We start from the raw sequence: 17508 nt of genomic DNA on the forward strand, positions 1-17508 counted from the left end.
TGAAATATTATGGAGATTTTTAAAATATGAATGGATTGAATTTAGCGCCTATAAAGACCGAAAGAGCCTCCTCGCTTACGTTAAAAAAGTGCTGGACAATTTTGGAGGCGAGTATGTAATTAATTTTGCCTAGGTACTTAAAAAAGAGGAAAACTGATGATTACTATACGCCAAGCGGAGGAAAGAGGCCACGCTAACTATGGTTGGTTGGATACCTATCATACTTTTTCTTTTGCCCAATATTATGATCCCCAACAGATTAATTTTAGGAGTCTCAGAGTTATTAATGAGGATAAAGTGATTGGGGGAAAAGGATTTCACACCCACGGACACCAGGATATGGAGATTTTAACCTATGTTTTGGCGGGAGAACTAGAACACCAAGACAGTCTCGGCACTGGTTCCGTGATTCGACACGGTGAAATTCAACGGATGAGCGCAGGAACGGGGATAAAACACAGTGAATTTAATCATTCTGCCACTAATCCCCTCCATTTTCTGCAAATTTGGATTATTCCCGACCAAAAAAATCTAGAACCCAGTTATGAACAAAAAGCGATCGAATTTTCTCCCCATACCCTACAATTAATCGCCTCTCCCACCGGTGCCGGTAACGCGGTTAAAGTCGATCAAGACGTTAATCTCTACGCAGGAATTCTGCCCCTAGGCCAGTCCCTGACTCATTCCTTAGCTTCCGGTCGTTATGGCTGGTTACAAGTGGCTAGAGGGCAAATAACCCTAAATGGCGTGCATTTACGAGCGGGGGATGGAGCGGCAATTAGCGAGGAAACTTCTTTGGCTATTCAATCTCTAGAAGACTCGGAAATTTTGCTTTTTGACCTAGGGTAGTGGGGTTGAGTGTTAGAAACCCTAGGGGCGAAGTTTTGCCGTCAATTCCCCGGCCGACTTTCAGCCATCAATACTGTCCACCACGCTGAGAAAATCGTTATGGATTAGCTCGGCGATAAAATTCTCTGGATCGGTGATAGGAACAGTAACGCCTTGGCTGGCCACCATCTGTGCAGCCATCCGAGTCATGAATTCCTGTCTTGTTTCCGTCATTCTCCCCTGACATTGTTGTAATTTTTCCACCAATTCCAGTGGGGAATCGGCCACCAGTTTATCTCCCTCGCGGGTGACATAAATTGTCATCTTTCCTACCTCCTAAATGATTGGGAACGAGAATTCGGCACTACTAAACCACTTCTGGAGTTGCTGATTTGAGATATGAATCTTCTTTTCTAGTATTTTTAAAACCTAGAGCCAAACTAACTTTTGCACGGGAACCTGCACAGTTGGCATTCATACCTTGATTCAGCAACGCCGATTTTTCATGGAGTAGTCTCCTTGTCGTCAGCTTGAAATTTAGGGGGGTTAGTACCCCCTTACAGAAATTCAATCAGATAGAAAACCCTGAAACTCCACCACCGCATTGCGTTTCAACCAAGGATTAATTTCCTTTCGTTTTACAGGTCCGTGATGGTTGACGGTAAACCGCAGAAGTCTGGCGCAATACTCGATAGCGAATTTGTGGTTGCTTTTCGAGACTTTGATAAACGTCTCGCAATCCGTCTTGCCAGAAGTATCTTTGAGCAACTTTTTCAAGCTAGGGTCAAAATCCATCGAATCGCCTGAGCATTGAAAAATTCCAGCTTCTTCCGAGCAAGGGGTGTTGGAGTCAGGATTCGTCGTGTCCCTTCCTTCGTTCCAGTTCCATGAACTCTCGAAGCCGCCAAGCACCCTCAGTACCTCCAGCATGACTGCCTTGCGGTGTAGGACACCTTGCCAAGGTCCGAGTTCTGGTTTGACGTTGGAGTAAATGTCGTGTTTATCATTCGGCGTGAAGATATCATCTGGAGCTTGCTTGGCCCAATCGATCAATTCATTCAGAAACGAATCAGGGGGTACTCCACGATTAAAGACTTGTTGTTTACAGGCGATAAATTTTCTAGTCATAAGTACCTCGATAGAATTAATTACACATCAAATTAAGCCTATAAACCTAAAGCTTTGCGAGTACGAGGTCCAACAATACCATCAGCAGTTAGTCCAACAGAACGTTGAAAAGCAATAACAGCTTGCTTGGTATTTTCTCCAAAATCTCCATCTATTGCCCCCGGAGAAAAGCTTTTATCTGTTAGTTTTTGTTGAAGTTCAATAACATCTTGACCAATTGAACCTAGTTTAAGTAAGGGTTCATCTTCTTCAACTGTGCTACCTAATTTATTAGCAACTTCCTGTCGTAAACGAGGTAATTGACTAAATAACCAATCCCCCGGACAATCAGTATTACTAAACTCTCGATGTCCTCGAATATTCTTGGGGCTAATGTTGCAAGAGCTAGATAAAGAAACGCATAATTCTACTAAACTATCCCACTGTTTTTGTCCCATGTGAAAAGTCATGAAGTTGCCTTCATTTTCAATTCCAGGACACTTATTACCGCCAGCAAGTCGGTTTCCGTCTTGGCGAGCATGGGCAGATTGAACGCACATTCCTTGTTTGACTGCATCAAGAGTTCCATGTCTTCCTTCTAGAAGAATTCCTCCAGTTGTATTCAGAAAATTATGTCCAGAATCACTCCAGCCTCTACTATCCATGTGAAATTTTTGAATATCACGAGCTAATTGTTTAGCTCCATCTATTGTTCCCTTTGAGGAATCGTTAGGGGGATTCTGATTATCGGTATGGTGAATCACGATAAATTTAGGCACTGTTTTATCAAAGGGACCGGCTGGTCTTGATCCCCATTCATTAGTTGTAATCACTTTGGCAGTAAAAGGCATTTTTTTGTTCTCCTTAGTTAGAGTAAGTTAAAATTAGAATAGTTTAGAGGATTGAAAAATAAACCTGTTTATGCTCCTCCACAACTATGCTGAGAATCTGGGAGCGTGAATGTTTTTTTGGTTCTGAGGTTAGTTACGGTATAAACTTTTCCTCGATTGTCACCAGGAGGGCAGTTTTTCGGAATTGAAATTAAACACAATTTTACTGGATCTCTGGGCTTGGAAGATTCGGCTTCAGGAACCGTGTCATAAGAAACCAGATAGATTCCGTTAGTAAATTCAATTGATGTTCCCGAACCCAAGATCGGTTTCTTGGTAACTGCATCTTGTAATCTAGTCATTACCTTAGAAACAAAAGTGTTGCTACACTGTCCTACTTTAGTAGGTGGAGGTGCAGCTTGTGATTTGAGGGAAAAGGTCGGAACACTCAAAAAAATGAGAATTGCCGTTAAAGGGAATGTTGATTTCACATCAGGGAACGTTAATTTCATATTATGGTAATAGTCTGACTTTTCGCTTATCAGGAGATGATTATAATAACTTTGTTAGAACTAGAGTTAATTTCTTAGTAAACTACACACTATTATTTCCCTCTCCTATAGTTTTGTCAGCAGAGCAAATCTAGAGAACTTCAAAAACCGAGCATCGCTTACTGATGACTATGTGAGTTCCTTTAAGATTTGTTTTGCGAACTTTTCGCGATTTCCCGCAATTCCGAATCGCTCATACTCTTTCATTCCTTGCATTGCTTGTGCTAGAGTTATGGCAGAACGTAAAATCTGTCCAGCTTTTTTTTCTGTAGTATTTAATTCCTGAACGAAAAGATCGACTTGATTGTGAATGTCAGTAGTCACACTATTCGTGAATGCAGGTACAAGTTTCCGTCGGTCAAAACTCCATTGAGCTAATCCTAATCCCTTTGGTGGCGGGCCTTCCTCTGCGCGTGGATTAAACGAAGATTCTTGCTGCCAGCACCCTAAAATTGCTGCACATTGTACAGGAGAAAATCCATGACTTATCAGTTCATTGTGAATTATCCCTTTATTTCCTGAAAATGGTGAATTCCCCTGACCTGTGCCACCACTGGGGCGAGGGATAATATCTATTTCTGATAGTGGCACTTTCAAGAGTGCCGCCCAGGTATTTCGACCCACTATACCATCCTGTGTGAGAGAGTGTTTCCCTTGAAAACGCTTAACGGCTTCGTCAGTTTTCGGTCCGAACTTTCCATCTATTGATTCGTTTGCCGCTAAAGTTCCCCAATCTTTTAGGGTTTGTTGCAGGCGTTTGACTTCGTTAACGACTTCCGGTTTAGTATCGAAAATTCCATCATTGAGTTTGAGAATGATATGTTGATGTGTCATGAGAAATAAACTCCTTAAGAAAAGATTATTGAAAATTAGTATTGGGAGGAGGCGTTGCCGATTTTAACTATGAATTGTCCTCTAGGCAATTTTTAAAACCTCGGACTAAGCTAACTTGTGGATATGTGCCAAATTATAGCGTTTCCTGTTTGCAAGAGGTACATTATCGATGTTGAAAAGCTTACCCAGCAAAGGCTTAGCTGTGCCACACAGGTGTGAGAACCGCTATAGCGCTCTTCTGGAACTTTCGGAAATCCCTGACCGAATCTAGATTCTGAAACTCTTGCTTGATAAGTGATCGCTAACTTTTTTTCTAATAAAAACTCAAATTTCGGGTTTCTGTTAGTTAGCGATAGCTTGAAGGCTTACCCCATAAGAGAGCTAGAGTTTAGAGACTGTAAGACTTTTGCCAGACTCCCTCCAAGAGCGATAGTATTTATACCTCGGTTAAGCAACGCCATTATTATTATCGCCAAAATAAAAGGATAAATTTGTCAATCTTTGTAACGAAAAATCAAGAAAAACTGTTCTCACCGTATCGCCCTGAACCTTTGCGGAGAAATTTGTTACAATGAATACAAGGGGACTCCCTGCGCCAGATCCCATCCCTAGTAAAAAATTGACCAGGTGGGGAGCGGAAGCGAATAGTTCCGAGAGGATAGGCATTTGTCAGAGTTTCCCGCTTCCTTTAGTTTTAGGGGGAAAAGCCATGAAATCTGCCACATTATTATCGCCCGATCGACCGCTGCCAGAATTTCTCCGGTCAGCTATCCAAGACCGCTTTCCGGGGAAAGCGATCGATGATCTCAGCATCCGCTACTATGAAAGCGTCGAGGATGTGGGGTGCGAGTATTTTAACGATCGGGTATTGCCAGCCTGTAGCGATGAGCCTATTGTCCGCTATCTCGGCCCATTTATATCCTACGTCCGTCTAGGAGAAGCCCTGGTTTTGGATCGGCAAGATGGCCTTGTGGTTTACGAAACCGATCGAGATGTTCCCTGCACGGAAACCGGACCTTTCTGGTTGGTGACTCCCAAATCGCTCTGAAAAAGCCAACCCTAGTTAAGACTCGATGGGTGGAGTCGCCAAGCGACAAAACCCGTCGCATCTTTATAAGGCTTGCGATCGCAACCAAGCCACGGGTAAATAGAGCATTTTCTTGGCTAAAGGCACGAAGGCACGACGGGCGAAGACATCGTAATTATTTGCTTCAATTACGTCTAAAATGCCTTGATAAAGCAGTAAAGCCGCCCAAACCGGCCAACGGGAATCGGGATTAAGGGCGCGAATCCCCCTTTCGGCGGAATCGTAGTAATAACGGGCCCGCTCAATTTGGAAGCGCATTAACCCCTTCCAACGGTCATCATTAACCCCTTTGAGTAAATCATCTTCGCTGTAGTTAAAACGCTCTAAATCCTCTAAAGGTAGATAAATCCGCCCACGATGGACATCTTCCCCCACATCCCGCAAAATATTGGTTAATTGATTGGCAATACCGAGATCGATCGCTTCTTCTTGGGGAATATAAACGCTTTGATTGCGTCGCCAAGGGGCCGAGCGATCGCCATCCTCCAATCCTAACACCGCGCTGGACATTAACCCCACCGTTCCCGCCACCCGATAGCAGTACAGTTTTAGTTCATCAAAGGTTTGATAACGACTGCGATAGAGGTCCATCTGTTGCCCGGCGATCATATCCCGAAAGGGTTGGATATCCATGGGGAACTTTTCTAGAGTATCCACGAGAGCGACATCGGCATCCTCAAGGGCAACCCCAGAAAAGACAGTTTCTAGCTGTTTTTCCCATAAATCGAGGGTTTCAGGGGTAGTTAACCGGGCTTGGGGACCATCGACCAGTTCATCGGTACGACGACACCAGACATAAATTGCCCAGATCGCTTGACGTTTTGCTCTCGGCATCAGGAGAGTACCGAGATAAAACGTTTTGGAATACTTCTCTGTAATCCGGCGACAGAGTTCGTAGGACTCCGCAAGGGAGACGAGGGGTTTGGTGGGGTGGGTCGGTTTTGGCAATTGGAGCATTCTGCTGGGGCGGAATGATTGACTTAGATTAACGGCGAACTGTGGCTAATGATATAGCATTGTCTCACTCAAGGCCATTTTCGTCATTAGTCCCTAGCCAGAGAATTAACGAGCGCTGGACACTGGTGTGGATTGGGTTTTATTCGGGTTTAGCGGTGCTGCGGGGTGATCTTTGCTGATCACTGCTGCCGCTAATTTCCCCGATAAAACCGCTCCTTCCATGCTTCCTAAATATTTTTGCATGGTATAGTCACCGGCGAGATAAAAATTCTCGATCGGAGTTTTCTGAGAAGGTCGATAAGCTTGTCGGCCAGGGGTGGCTTTATAAACCGATCGGGGAGTTTTCACCAGATGATATTTTAACAATTGACTGGGATTATCGCCAGTAAAATGTTGGGGAAAGAGTTTTTCTAATTCTTTCATCGTGGCGGCGATAATTTCTTCATCGGATTTGCTAATCCAATCCTGAGCGGGAGCGAGAACTAATTCTAACATCGAGCGATCGGGGTTGGCGTATTCTTTACAGGTGTTGCTCATGTCAGCATAAACACTGAGTAAAGGTGAACGGGAGAATAATAAATGATCGATGTCGGTTAGTTTGCGATCAAACCAGAGGTGTAAATTAATGACGGGAACCCCTTCTAATCCTTCTAATTTTTGAAAGAATTTATCTTCTTGCCAAGGTTTAGGCAGTAAAACTTTTAAGGGATCTACAGGCATCGCAGACACATAAAGATCGGCTTCAAAAAGATAATCTTCCCCGCCATCTAAACCGCGCATTAAGAAGGCTTTAACTGTGCCATCTTCATTTAAGAGAATCTCTTTTAAAGGGGCATTTAAGCACACTTCGCCACCTCTAGCGGTGATGTAATCGACTAAAGGTTGGCAGAGTCTTTCTGTGGGTGAACCATCGAGAAAGGCCATTTTTGAGCCGTTTTTCTCCTGTAAAAATCGGTTTAATGCCGTTAGTAGAATCGTGGCGGAAATTTCGTTAGGATCGATAAAGTTTAGGGCTTTCGACATAGCGATAAACACTTCTTTTTCTACCCTAGGAGGGATGTTTTGTTTCTCTAGCCATTCTGACCAAGAATATTTATCCATCTCCTCGACGTAACTTTGTCCTTTAACAATGGCAGGGAGTAAACCGAGTCCAAATTTAATTTTTTCCTCCCAAGTTAACATATCATTATTGCGAAGAATGGCAACAATACCGTTAATTGGGGCGGGAATATCAGGGAAGTCAAACCGCGAATAGGTCCCTGGTTTTTCCGGCTGATTGAAGATCATCGAGTGTTCTTTCCACTGTAAACGATCTTCTATGCCTAATTCTTGGAATAATTGCAGCATATTGGGATAAGCGCCAAAGAAGATATGTAAACCGGTTTCGTACCAGTCACCATCGGCATCTTTCCAAGCGGCAATTTTTCCCCCTAATACATCGCGACGTTCCAGTACGATGGGCGTATGTCCCGCATCGACAAGGTATTTCGCACAAGATAATCCGGCTAGTCCCGCACCAGCGATCGCAACTCGCATCGTTTCCTATCTACTCTCTAATGTCTTGTCTTTATCACATTCGCCATTATACTTCACATTTCGTTACATTTTTTTTCAGATTATCGAGAAGGCAGGGGGCAGGAGGCGGCTTTGTTCTCCCCACACCCCACTTCCTTGATAACTGCTGACTGCTTACTGGTCACTGATAACTGATAACTGGTCACTGATAACTGATAACTGATATTGTGATATGTAATTAGCTTAATTCGCTTACCTTTTTAGTTTACGCGTACACCCTCTTCAATCGATCGCTATGACTTTTCCCACTACGTCACCTCAAGTCTCGGAGATAGAGAACAATCGTGCTTGGCATAATTTAACTGGCGAACAAACCCTAGAAATCCTGAGAACCAATGGGGAAACTGGCTTAAACGAGGCGGAAATTGTTAAAAGAAAGGATATTTTCGGGTTAAATGAACTAAAAGAAACGGGAGGACGCAGCCCGTTAATGATTCTCTGGGAACAGTTTACTAACATTATGTTAGTGATGCTGATTGCCGTGGCGGTGGTTTCGGCGGTTTTAGACCTGAAAAAAGCGGAATTTCCCAAAGATGCGATCGCTATTTTTACGATTGTTATTTTAAACGGTATTTTAGGATATTTACAGGAAAGTCGGGCAGAAAAGGCTTTAGCCGCCCTTAAGCAGTTATCCTCGCCGAAAGTCCGGGTTATCCGTAATGGTAGCACCTTTGAAGTGGCGGCTAAGGAACTTGTACCCGGGGATATCATGTTACTGGAAGCGGGGGTACAAATTGCCGCCGATGGCAGATTATTAGAAGCACAAAACCTGCAAATTCGCGAAGCTGCCCTCACGGGGGAAGCGGAATCGGTGAATAAACAAGCACAGAAGGTTTTACCGGAAGATGCCTCTTTAGGCGATCGCATTAACCTCGTCTATCAGGGTACAGAAGTAGTACAAGGACGGGGGAAAGTGGCGATTACCAGGACGGGAATGGATACGGAAATCGGTAAAATCGCCGCTTTGTTGCAAGGAGTAGAAAGTGAACCAACTCCCCTACAGCAGCGAATGTCGCAGTTAGGTAACGTTTTAGTGAGTAGTTCCCTAGCTTTAGTGGCTGTAGTCGTGCTTGGTGGCGTAATTCGCTTTGGTTGGCAGTTTTTTGAATCATTCCTCGAAACTTCCCTCAGTATGGCTGTGGCCGTTGTACCCGAAGGTTTACCGGCAGTGGTGACGGTGACTTTGGCAATTGGAACCCAAAGAATGGTGAGAAGACAAGCTTTAATCCGTAAATTGCCGGCAGTGGAAACCTTAGGCTCGGTAACGACGATTTGCTCCGATAAAACCGGAACTTTAACTCAAAATAAAATGGTGGTGCAGAAAGTTAATACTTCCCACCATGTCATTACTGTCACAGGGGAAGGTTACGCGCCCATCGGTGAGTTTAATGGTGTTAGTGAAAGTGATCCCGAACTACAGGCAATTTTAACGGCTTGTGTGCTGTGTAATGATGCATTTTTGCAAAATAAAGCGCAAGAATGGTCAATTTTAGGCGATCCCACCGAAGGAGCTTTACTGACGTTAGCGGGGAAAGGAGGACTATATCGGGAAGCATTGGCACCAAAAAGCCCTCGTTTAGGCGAATTTCCCTTTTCTTCCGAACGAAAGAGAATGTCAGTAATCTGTGAGAATGCTCAGTTAGGTTTGGGGGATTCTGCCTATTTAATGTTTACCAAAGGCTCGCCGGAATTAATTCTCGAACGTTGTTCTCTAATCCAAGTTGGGGCGGAAAGTCAACCCTTAACAGATGAACAAAGAAGCCGTATTTTGGCACAAAATGACGAAATGGCGAGTAATGGCCTACGAGTCTTAGGTTTTTCCTATAAACCGATGACAGAAGTGCCGGAAGCGGAAAGAGAAGATAGTGAGGAACAATCCTTGGTTTGGTTGGGATTGGTGGGAATGCTCGATGCACCCCGCAAAGAAGTTAAAGAAGCGGTTGCCCTCTGTCGTCAAGCGGGAATTCGTCCGATTATGATTACCGGAGATCACCAATTAACGGCCAAGGCGATCGCATTTGAATTAGGCATTGCTGCCCCCGGAGAGCGAGTAATCACGGGTAAAGAATTAGAAAAAATGTCTCAGAATGATCTAGAGGCAGAGGTAGATGGTGTGAGCGTCTATGCTCGCGTTTCTCCCGAACATAAGCTGAGAATCGTCCAAGCCTTGCAAAAACGGGGCAAATTCGTCGCCATGACGGGGGATGGAGTCAATGATGCTCCGGCACTAAAACAAGCGGATATCGGCATCGCCATGGGGATTACGGGAACCGATGTCAGCAAAGAAGCCAGTGATATGATTTTGCTGGATGATAATTTTGCCACCATCGTCGCTGCCACCGAAGAGGGGCGCGTGGTTTACAGTAACATTCGGCGCTTTATTAAATACATTCTCGGCAGTAATATTGGCGAGGTTTTAACCATTGCAGCGGCTCCGCTGCTCGGTTTAGGCGGTGTACCCCTTTCTCCCTTGCAAATCCTCTGGATGAACCTTGTCACCGACGGTTTACCGGCTCTTGCTCTGGCAATGGAACCCGCCGAACCTAATGTGATGAAACGTCCACCTTTTAGCCCCCGGGAAAGCATTTTCGCTCGCGGGTTGGGTTGGTATATGATTCGCATCGGCATCGTCTTTGCCATTCTCACCATTATTATGATGTACTGGGCTTACCAATATACTCAGGCAACCCCCGAAATCGGAGATCCCGGACGCTGGAAAACCATGGTATTTACTACCCTCTGTTTAGCACAAATGGGTCACGCTTTAGCGGTGCGTTCCCATACCCAGTTAGCTGTGCAAATGAATCCCTTCTCTAATCCTTACATTATCGCCGCCGTGGGCTTGACAACGATCCTACAATTGTTGTTAATTTATGCTCCTCCTCTACAAAACTTCTTCGGTACTCAATGGATTAGTGGCACGGAATTATTAATCTGTTTTGGATTTAGTGCCTTAATGTTTGTTTGGATTGAGTTAGAGAAGTTGTTTATTCGCTGGTTCATGACGAAAAAATAAATCAATGCCAACACCAATTATTCTGACTTTAACGGTTTTAGTCGTTGCTTTAGTCGCTTTTGTGGCGGAATGGCTACCGGTAGATTTAACCGCTTTATGCGTGGCGATTGTCCTGATTCTTTTGGGTTTAGTTACTCCCGAAGAAGGCATCGCCGGATTTAGTAATTCTGCCACGGTGACAGTGATGGCGATGTTTGTGCTTAGTGCCGGAATTACCCGCACGGGAGTGATTCAAGTAATTCGCGATCGCTTGCTGGTTTGGGGGGGCAAAAGTCCCCACCAACAGGTATTTGTCCTAGGGGCATTGGTGGGGCCGATTAGTGCTTTTATTAATAACACGGCAGTGGTGGCGATCTTTTTACCTATCGTTGAAGATTGGTGTAAAAAACAAAAAATTTCCCCTTCTAAGTTATTAATTCCCCTTTCCTACGCCACGGTTTTAGCGGGGATGATTACCGTGGTGGGGACTTCTACTAACATTCTCGCTAGTGGTATTTCTGCCAAGCTGGGTTATGGGGAATTTAGCTTATTTCAATTCACTGCTTTAGGATTAGTAACTTTTTTAGCAGGGTTGATTTATTTAACAATTTTTGCCCCGAAATTACTACCCGATCGCAAATCTTCCACGGGGGAATTTTTGGACGATGATTATGGTTCTAAAGTATATCTGAGTGAGGTAATTATTAGCCCTCGTTCTAATCTTATCGGTCAAACTTTATCTCAAAGTGGACTACAAAGAAAGTTTGATTTTGATGTGTTGGAATTAATCAGAAATAAGGTACATTTACCCCAACCTTTAGCCGATAAAGTGCTCAATGCTGGCGATATTTTAATCGTTCACAGTAGTCGGGAAGAACTATTAAAAATTAAGGATGAACGGGGTTTAGAAATCTTTGCTGATATCAAATTTCAACAAGAAGATATTGAATCGGCAATTACTACAGGTGAGGAAAAATTAGCTGAGGTTTTGATTCTCTCTAATTCCCGTTTAATTGGGACAACTTTAAAAGATTTGAAATTCCGTCAGCGTTATAATGCAACAGTTCTAGCGATTCGGCGTGGTTCGGAATTACTACAAGGAAGATTAGGAAAAATTCCTTTAAAGTTTGGCGATTTGCTCTTAGTTCAGGGACCTAAACAGAGTTTTGTGGGGTTACAAACCACAAGAGAATTATTAGTCTTAGAAGAAAAAGATATCGAATCCCTGCGAAAGGATAAAGGCATTATTGCTTTAATGATTACTTTGTTGGTGATTATTATTGCCGCTTTTGATATTCAACCGATTCTCGTCACCAGTTTAGTTGGAGTGGTTTTAATGGTAATTACTGGCTGTCTAAAACCAGGGGAAGTCTATGGTTCCATTCGTTGGGATATTATCTTTTTATTAGCGGGTTTAATTCCCCTGGGTACTGCCATGGATAACTCAGGAACGACTAAATGGTTAGCAGATAATTTAGTAGCTATCGGCGGACATCTTTCGGGTTTTTGGATATTAGTTTTCTTCTATCTAATTACCTCAGTTTTAACTGAAATCCTCTCTAATAACGCCGCTGTGGTATTAATGATTCCCGTCGCCGTGGAAGTGGCAAAAACTTTGGGTTTAAATCCTTTGGCTTTTATGTATGCTGTCACCTTTGCTGCTTCTAATAGTTATCTAACACCGATTGGCTATCAAACTAACACCATGGTTTATGCACCTGGCGGCTATAAATTCCTCGATTTTACTCGTTTGGGTGCGCCCCTAAATTTAATTTTGACGATTTTAACCCCTAGTTTAATTGTCTTGTTTTATGGCTTGAAATAAAGAAAGAGATCGAAGATTCTTCGATCTCTAAAAAGAATTTGATCAGTAGTCAAAACTATTTCGATTCAGCGAAGCGTTTACGCAGGGATTCGGCTCGCTTTTTCGCCACGGTATTATTAGGATCAAATTTGAGAGTTTCTTCGTAGGTTTCGAGAGCTTTTTTAGCCATTTGTTTCTTTTCGTAAACATTGCCAAGATTATTGAGAGCGATCGAGTATTCAGGATAAAGTTTAATTGCTTCTTTGTAGTTACGAATCGCTAATTCTAATTGTTCTTGGGCAAAATAGGAAAAACCGAGCGCATTGTAGATTAGAGCTTGATTTTCTGGTTCGATGCTTTCTTCCTCAGAGATTTTTAAAGCCTTTTGTAGTAAACTCAATGCTTGAACATAGAGTTTTTTATCGAGATAAAGACTCCCTAATTCATAGTAATCTTTAGCCGTACCTTTTTCTTTTTGCAATTTCTTTTGTAGCTTGTTAAAGGTTCCTTCCACTCGACGGGTTTTAAAGATTTGCACGATGACAAAAATTCCTAAACCAATCACGAAAATTAGCAATCCAGAAACGTAAATAAGCGGCAGGGTATCTTCCATAATTAGCGATCGAGCAATTAATATTTTTATACTTATTCAATCAGATTATAGCAGGATTTAGTCAGTTATCAGTGATCAGTGATCAGTTATCAGTGATCAGATTTGAGTTTTCAGTTCACTGATTACTGTTCATTGCTCACAGCAAAAAACTCCCATCTCCCCACACCCCACACCCCGCACCCCATCACCCTATCTCCCCATTTCCCGAATTCTCAGGGGTAAACCCCAATAGTTCAGCCGTTCTGCTAACCAACCGGTGGATTCTAGCCGCTCGATCGCTTGGTTGACGCGTTCTCGGAGACTTTGGTACTGTAAACCTTTAGGGAGAACGACTCCTAGAGCGATCGCACCCAACTCGATCGGTAATTGACGATAATTGGGGAATTGCTGCACCCAACCAGTTAAAAGGCTATTATCAGCCGCAAAAGCGTCTATTTCCCCGGTTTCCAGTAAATTTAAAGCTTCTTGATAGGAAGCAACCCCGCGCAGGATAGCGTTAGGCAAATTGGAACGCACAAGGGCGATTGTCGTCGATCCGTTGAGTACGGCGATTCTAGAGTTAGCTAAGTCTTCTAAACGCTGCAATTGCGGGTTTTTCGTCACAAAACCGCTGCTATCGAGGTAATAAAAGGGGCTAAAATCCACTAAGCGCTGACGTGCAGGAGTAATCGCCACACGAGCGATCGCCAAATCCACCCGATCATCAATAACCACCTGTAAACGTTCTTGATTACTAACGGGTTTGAGAATAATAGCACTGTCAGAACCGAGAATTTCTGACGCTAGACGTTTAGCGATGTCGATTTCCAATCCTTGCAGATTCCCCTGAGAATCAAGGAAAGCGAGGGGAGGGAGATTATTTTTGACAGCGACAATTAATTTTCCCCGGCGTATAATTGTATCGAGATCGGCACTAAAACTTGGGGCTACACCTAAGAGCAAAAAACCAAGAATAAATAACAAATTTTTCATACTGTTTTACCTAAACTAACTCGATTTCTACCTTGATTTTTAGCGGCGAACATGGCATGATCAGCCCGCTCGATCACCGCCTCTAGATTATTATCTTTAGGGCTAAATGTTGCGAAACCGAGATCAAAGCAAAACTACTGCCAAAAAGAAAATCTAGTCTCAAAAATAAATGCAGGTAAAAATAATTGCCCAAATAGCCTAAAATAATTGATATAACCAACAGGGGCAATGATTTGTTACCCAATCTGGGCAGGTGCTTTAATGCCATGGCGAGCTAGTGGTGATAGAAAAAAAGTCATTCATTATAACCATTGTAAAGGTCAATCCGCCTCTAGTTTCTAGAAGTCTGCTTTTTTCGACTAGAATGAAAAAAGCCAGCCAGAATAGCCGCAATTTAAAAAATTTCTCCTCTTAGACTTGACGTGAAAGAGTCCCTCAACCCTACTTCTTTGGATCTCAAAACCATTTTTCCCTTTAAACTCGACGACTTCCAGCAATCGGCGATCGCTGCTCTCGCTGCCGGTAAATCAGTGGTTGTCTGTGCTCCCACCGGTTCCGGCAAAACCTTAATCGGAGAATACGCCATCTATCGCGCCCTAGAAAGGGGCAAACGGGTTTTCTACACCACTCCCCTGAAAGCTCTTTCTAACCAAAAATTCCGGGATTTTCAAGAAAAATTCGGTCGTACCCCCACCGATGGCGATGAGGATTCCCCGCTGCTCTTTGCGGAAGTGGGATTGATTACCGGCGATGTGGTGATCAATCCCTCCGCGTTAATTGTAGTCATGACTACAGAAATTTTTCGCAATATGCTCTATCAAACCCCAATCGGTGAGGTAGGCACTTCCCTAGAAAACGTGGAAACCCTAGTTCTCGATGAATGTCACTATATCAGCGATCGAGGTCGCGGCACCGTTTGGGAAGAATCAATTATCTACTGTCCCCCTAGTATCCAATTAGTAGCCCTCTCCGCCACCATCGGCAACCCCGGGGAACTCACCGACTGGATTAACTGGGTGCGGCAACTGCGTCAACCCAGCGACAATAAACAGACCTCCAGCTGCGAGCTAATTAACTCCGATTTTCGCCCCGTCCCCCTGCGCTTTTATTTCGCCAATAAAGAGGGATTATTCCCGCTGCTCGACCCAAAACAGAGCAAAGTTAACCCGAAACTACACTCAAAAGTCGGCCACGGCAAACCCCGACGCTTAAAACGAGAAGATTGTCCCACCATCGCCTCGATTGTCACCACGCTGCGGGACAAGGATATGCTCCCAGCCATTTACGTCATTTTCAGCCGCAAAGGTTGCGATCAGGCGATTAGAGAGCTAAAAAACCTCAATCTCGTTAATCCAGAAGAAGCTAGAGCCATTTACTACCGTTTACTCATTTTCTTCCTGGAAGATAATCCTAATCTGCAAGAACTCGCCCTTTCCTTCTTTGCCGTCGAAAATCCGCCTTTACACCAGAAATTACTGGCTTTTTTCGCTAATAACCCCCAGTCTGAAGATCAACTCCTCAGCCTCTTAACCGCCGACCCCGAGACGAAAAACCAACTGTTTGAATTCCTGGCTAGTGCTTCCCAATTGGTGCGGGCCGACCAAGTGGAACCCCTCACCCGGGGCTGTGGTGTTCACCATGCCGGGATTTTACCCCTCTGGAAAGAATTAGTCGAACAACTCTTTGAAGCTGGTTTAATTAAAGTGGTTTTTGCCACCGCTACCCTCTCGGCCGGGATTAATATGCCCGCTCGTACCACCGTTATCTCGGCCCTCTCCAAACGCACCGATGATGGCCACAGTATGCTGACTCCCTCGGAATTTGTCCAGATTGCTGGCCGGGCCGGTCGCCGGGGAATGGACGCGGTGGGCCATGTGGTGACAGTACAAACGCCCTTTGAAGGGGCAAAAGAAGCGGCTTTTCTGGCCATCGCTCAACCAGAACCCCTGCAAAGCTGTTTTGCGCCCAGTTACGGCATGGTCTTAAATCTCCTGCAAAAACACAGTCTAGAGGAGACCAAAGACCTCTTAGAGCGCAGTTTCGCCGAATATCTCGCTCGTTTGAAGTTAAGCCCCGAACGACAACAGATTACCGCCTTAACCACCGAATTGGCTAAGTTGGATATGGAATTAGCCGGGATCGAGCGGGAGCAGGTCTTTAGTTACGAAAAGCTACGGGAAAGACTGCGGGAAGAAGAAAGACTGTATAAAATCCTCGCTAGTCAGGCAGAGGCACAGAAAAGACAGGAAATACATCTAAAATTGCCGAATATTCCCGTCGGAACTATCCTCCATCTCAAGGGCAAACATATTAAGGTTCCCGTCCCCGTCCCCGCTATCTTTGTCAATACCCTGCACGGAGCCGGTCAAGTGCGAACTCTTGTTTGTTTAGGCAGTGATAATCGCTGGTATTTAGCCGCCTATGCCGATATTAGCGAGATAGATCGAGGTTTTCTCACTCCTGCGGCATTAGGCGAACTGATACCCCCTTCCCTAGAAGCTGTTTCCCTAGGGGGTTGGCGCAAGGGTGAGGAAAATACTCAGGCGATCGCCGATTTAATCCCCCAACAAGTGCAGGGCATCCCACCAGTGGCGGAACTGGCAACACAATCACAAAAAATTGAAATTGTCAATAGTCAAATTGCCGCTCATCCCCTGCAAAAACGCAAAAATCCGGGGCGATTGATGAAACTATACTACGATCGAGAGATTGCTCGCGATAAGTTACACAAGACCCAGATTAAATACCAAAAACAACAATCGCGTAAATCCTACTACTGGGAAGAATTTCTGAATCTAATCGAGATTTTGCGAGAATTCCAAGCGTTAGAGGGTTATTTGCCCACTCCCCTCGGAGAAGCGGCGGCCACTATTCGCGGGGAAAATGAACTCTGGTTAGGATTAGCGATGATGTCCGGAGATTTGGACCGATTGACTCCTAGCCAACTAGCCGCCGCCATCAGCGCTATGATTACGGAACCCCCTCGCCCCGATACTTGGTGCAATTACCCGCCTGTGCCAGAAGTTATCGATATTTTGCGACAAGGAGAGGGAAATTCCCCCGGTCTGCGAGAAGTTCGCCGTTTACTCTATCAAGCTCAATCTCGCTACGATATCACTATTCCCGTCTGGTTAGAAACCCAACTGATGGGAATTGCCTCCCGTTGGGCCCAAGGGACATCCTGGCCAGAATTGTGCGAAAATACCAGTCTCGATGAGGGAGATCTAGTGCGATTATTACGGCGCACCGTCGATGTTCTCTGGCAAATTCCCCAAATTCCCCGGGTTTCCCAAGTCCTTAAAGATAATGCCCGTCTCGCCGTCACAGCCATGAAGCGTTTTCCTTTGTAATATTG

General features: G+C 44.4%; 15 protein-coding genes and 1 pseudogene. 6 read left to right on the forward strand and 10 right to left on the reverse strand.

Annotation, left to right across the window (positions count from 1 at the left end; translation table 11 throughout):
* Together O9323_RS21480 and O9323_RS21485 are read left to right on the forward strand one after the other, a co-directional pair.
* Positions 1–133 (forward strand): annotated as a pseudogene (locus O9323_RS21480) (IS630-like element ISMae24 family transposase); the annotation flags it as partial.
* A 23-nt stretch (positions 134–156) separates the two neighbouring features.
* Positions 157–849: a pirin family protein gene (locus O9323_RS21485; protein ID WP_002755598.1), complete on the forward strand. Its 693-nt coding sequence runs from the start codon at positions 157–159 to the stop codon at positions 847–849.
* Positions 850–909: 60 nt separating this feature from the next.
* On the opposite strand, the gene O9323_RS21490 is transcribed toward O9323_RS21485, so the two are convergent.
* The 5 genes from O9323_RS21490 to O9323_RS21510 all read right to left on the reverse strand — a co-directional run bounded on the left by O9323_RS21490 (position 910) and on the right by O9323_RS21510 (position 4150).
* A complete protein-coding gene (locus tag O9323_RS21490) occupies positions 910–1152 on the reverse strand; it encodes a hypothetical protein (protein ID WP_002737723.1) in 243 nt (80 codons plus the stop codon).
* A 243-nt stretch (positions 1153–1395) separates the two neighbouring features.
* Complete coding sequence (locus O9323_RS21495; RefSeq protein ID WP_016516133.1) at positions 1396–1956, reverse strand: hypothetical protein; 561 nt, start codon at positions 1954–1956, stop codon at positions 1396–1398.
* A gap of 38 nt (positions 1957–1994) precedes the next feature.
* Entirely contained in the window at positions 1995–2786 is a 792-nt protein-coding gene (locus tag O9323_RS21500) for a peptidoglycan recognition protein family protein (RefSeq protein ID WP_002755594.1), read from the reverse strand.
* A gap of 68 nt (positions 2787–2854) precedes the next feature.
* Complete coding sequence (locus tag O9323_RS21505) at positions 2855–3277, reverse strand: hypothetical protein (RefSeq protein WP_002792669.1); 423 nt, start codon at positions 3275–3277, stop codon at positions 2855–2857.
* A 168-nt stretch (positions 3278–3445) separates the two neighbouring features.
* Complete coding sequence (locus tag O9323_RS21510; protein ID WP_288125733.1) at positions 3446–4150, reverse strand: phage tail tip lysozyme; 705 nt, start codon at positions 4148–4150, stop codon at positions 3446–3448.
* 571 nt (positions 4151–4721) lie between these two features.
* On the opposite strand from O9323_RS21510, the gene O9323_RS21515 reads away from it, so the two are divergent.
* Positions 4722–5198 (forward strand): hypothetical protein, encoded by a 477-nt coding sequence (locus O9323_RS21515; RefSeq protein ID WP_002755589.1) that lies wholly within the window; start codon positions 4722–4724, stop codon positions 5196–5198.
* Between the two features lie 63 nt (positions 5199–5261).
* Here the strand turns inward: O9323_RS21515 and crtB are convergent, their stop codons facing one another.
* Entirely contained in the window at positions 5262–6194 is a 933-nt protein-coding gene (gene crtB, locus O9323_RS21520; RefSeq protein ID WP_024969990.1) for a 15-cis-phytoene synthase CrtB, read from the reverse strand.
* 105 nt (positions 6195–6299) lie between these two features.
* Positions 6300–7730, reverse strand: coding sequence for a 15-cis-phytoene desaturase (gene pds, locus O9323_RS21525; RefSeq protein WP_002736658.1), 1431 nt, complete (start codon positions 7728–7730; stop codon positions 6300–6302).
* Positions 7731–8004: 274 nt separating this feature from the next.
* Between pds and O9323_RS21530 the strand changes: the two genes are divergently transcribed.
* Positions 8005–10785 carry a cation-translocating P-type ATPase gene (locus O9323_RS21530; protein ID WP_288125734.1) on the forward strand — a complete coding sequence of 927 codons (2781 nt, stop codon included), beginning with the start codon at positions 8005–8007 and terminating at the stop codon, positions 10783–10785.
* Positions 10786–10789: 4 nt separating this feature from the next.
* On the forward strand, positions 10790–12589 hold the full coding sequence (locus tag O9323_RS21535) for an SLC13 family permease (protein ID WP_002755586.1): 1800 nt from the start codon (positions 10790–10792) through the stop codon (positions 12587–12589).
* Between the two features lie 55 nt (positions 12590–12644).
* Here O9323_RS21535 and O9323_RS21540 read toward each other — a convergent pair whose 3' ends face one another.
* The 3 genes from O9323_RS21540 to O9323_RS21550 all read right to left on the reverse strand — a co-directional run bounded on the left by O9323_RS21540 (position 12645) and on the right by O9323_RS21550 (position 14230).
* Positions 12645–13181: a tetratricopeptide repeat protein gene (locus tag O9323_RS21540; protein WP_147071449.1), complete on the reverse strand. Its 537-nt coding sequence runs from the start codon at positions 13179–13181 to the stop codon at positions 12645–12647.
* Positions 13182–13370: 189 nt separating this feature from the next.
* Positions 13371–14153 carry a transporter substrate-binding domain-containing protein gene (locus O9323_RS21545; protein WP_002736718.1) on the reverse strand — a complete coding sequence of 261 codons (783 nt, stop codon included), beginning with the start codon at positions 14151–14153 and terminating at the stop codon, positions 13371–13373.
* The gene (locus O9323_RS21550) at positions 14150–14230 is read right to left on the reverse strand and encodes a hypothetical protein (RefSeq protein ID WP_223210873.1); all 81 of its coding nucleotides are present in this window, start codon (positions 14228–14230) and stop codon (positions 14150–14152) included. Before O9323_RS21550 ends, O9323_RS21545 begins: the two co-directional genes overlap by 4 nt.
* A gap of 345 nt (positions 14231–14575) precedes the next feature.
* Here O9323_RS21550 and O9323_RS21555 point away from each other — a divergent pair, with 345 nt between their 5' ends.
* Positions 14576–17503 (forward strand): DEAD/DEAH box helicase, encoded by a 2928-nt coding sequence (locus tag O9323_RS21555; protein ID WP_002736785.1) that lies wholly within the window; start codon positions 14576–14578, stop codon positions 17501–17503.
* Positions 17504–17508 lie beyond the last annotated feature (5 nt).

This window comes from Microcystis sp. LE19-131.1A (assembly GCF_027532015.1).
In the GTDB taxonomy this organism is placed as follows: domain Bacteria; phylum Cyanobacteriota; class Cyanobacteriia; order Cyanobacteriales; family Microcystaceae; genus Microcystis; species Microcystis ichthyoblabe_A.

Coding starts and splice junctions, on each gene's coding strand:
- O9323_RS21485 (WP_002755598.1), top strand. CDS start 157: ATGATTACTATACGCCAAGCGGAGGAAAGAGGCCACGCTAACTATGGT.
- O9323_RS21490 (WP_002737723.1), bottom strand. CDS start 1,152: ATGACAATTTATGTCACCCGCGAGGGAGATAAACTGGTGGCCGATTCC.
- O9323_RS21495 (WP_016516133.1), bottom strand. CDS start 1,956: ATGACTAGAAAATTTATCGCCTGTAAACAACAAGTCTTTAATCGTGGA.
- O9323_RS21500 (WP_002755594.1), bottom strand. CDS start 2,786: ATGCCTTTTACTGCCAAAGTGATTACAACTAATGAATGGGGATCAAGA.
- O9323_RS21505 (WP_002792669.1), bottom strand. CDS start 3,277: ATGAAATTAACGTTCCCTGATGTGAAATCAACATTCCCTTTAACGGCA.
- O9323_RS21510 (WP_288125733.1), bottom strand. CDS start 4,150: ATGACACATCAACATATCATTCTCAAACTCAATGATGGAATTTTCGAT.
- O9323_RS21515 (WP_002755589.1), top strand. CDS start 4,722: ATGAATACAAGGGGACTCCCTGCGCCAGATCCCATCCCTAGTAAAAAA.
- crtB (WP_024969990.1), bottom strand. CDS start 6,194: ATGCTCCAATTGCCAAAACCGACCCACCCCACCAAACCCCTCGTCTCC.
- pds (WP_002736658.1), bottom strand. CDS start 7,730: ATGCGAGTTGCGATCGCTGGTGCGGGACTAGCCGGATTATCTTGTGCG.
- O9323_RS21530 (WP_288125734.1), top strand. CDS start 8,005: ATGACTTTTCCCACTACGTCACCTCAAGTCTCGGAGATAGAGAACAAT.
- O9323_RS21535 (WP_002755586.1), top strand. CDS start 10,790: ATGCCAACACCAATTATTCTGACTTTAACGGTTTTAGTCGTTGCTTTA.
- O9323_RS21540 (WP_147071449.1), bottom strand. CDS start 13,181: ATGGAAGATACCCTGCCGCTTATTTACGTTTCTGGATTGCTAATTTTC.
- O9323_RS21545 (WP_002736718.1), bottom strand. CDS start 14,153: ATGAAAAATTTGTTATTTATTCTTGGTTTTTTGCTCTTAGGTGTAGCC.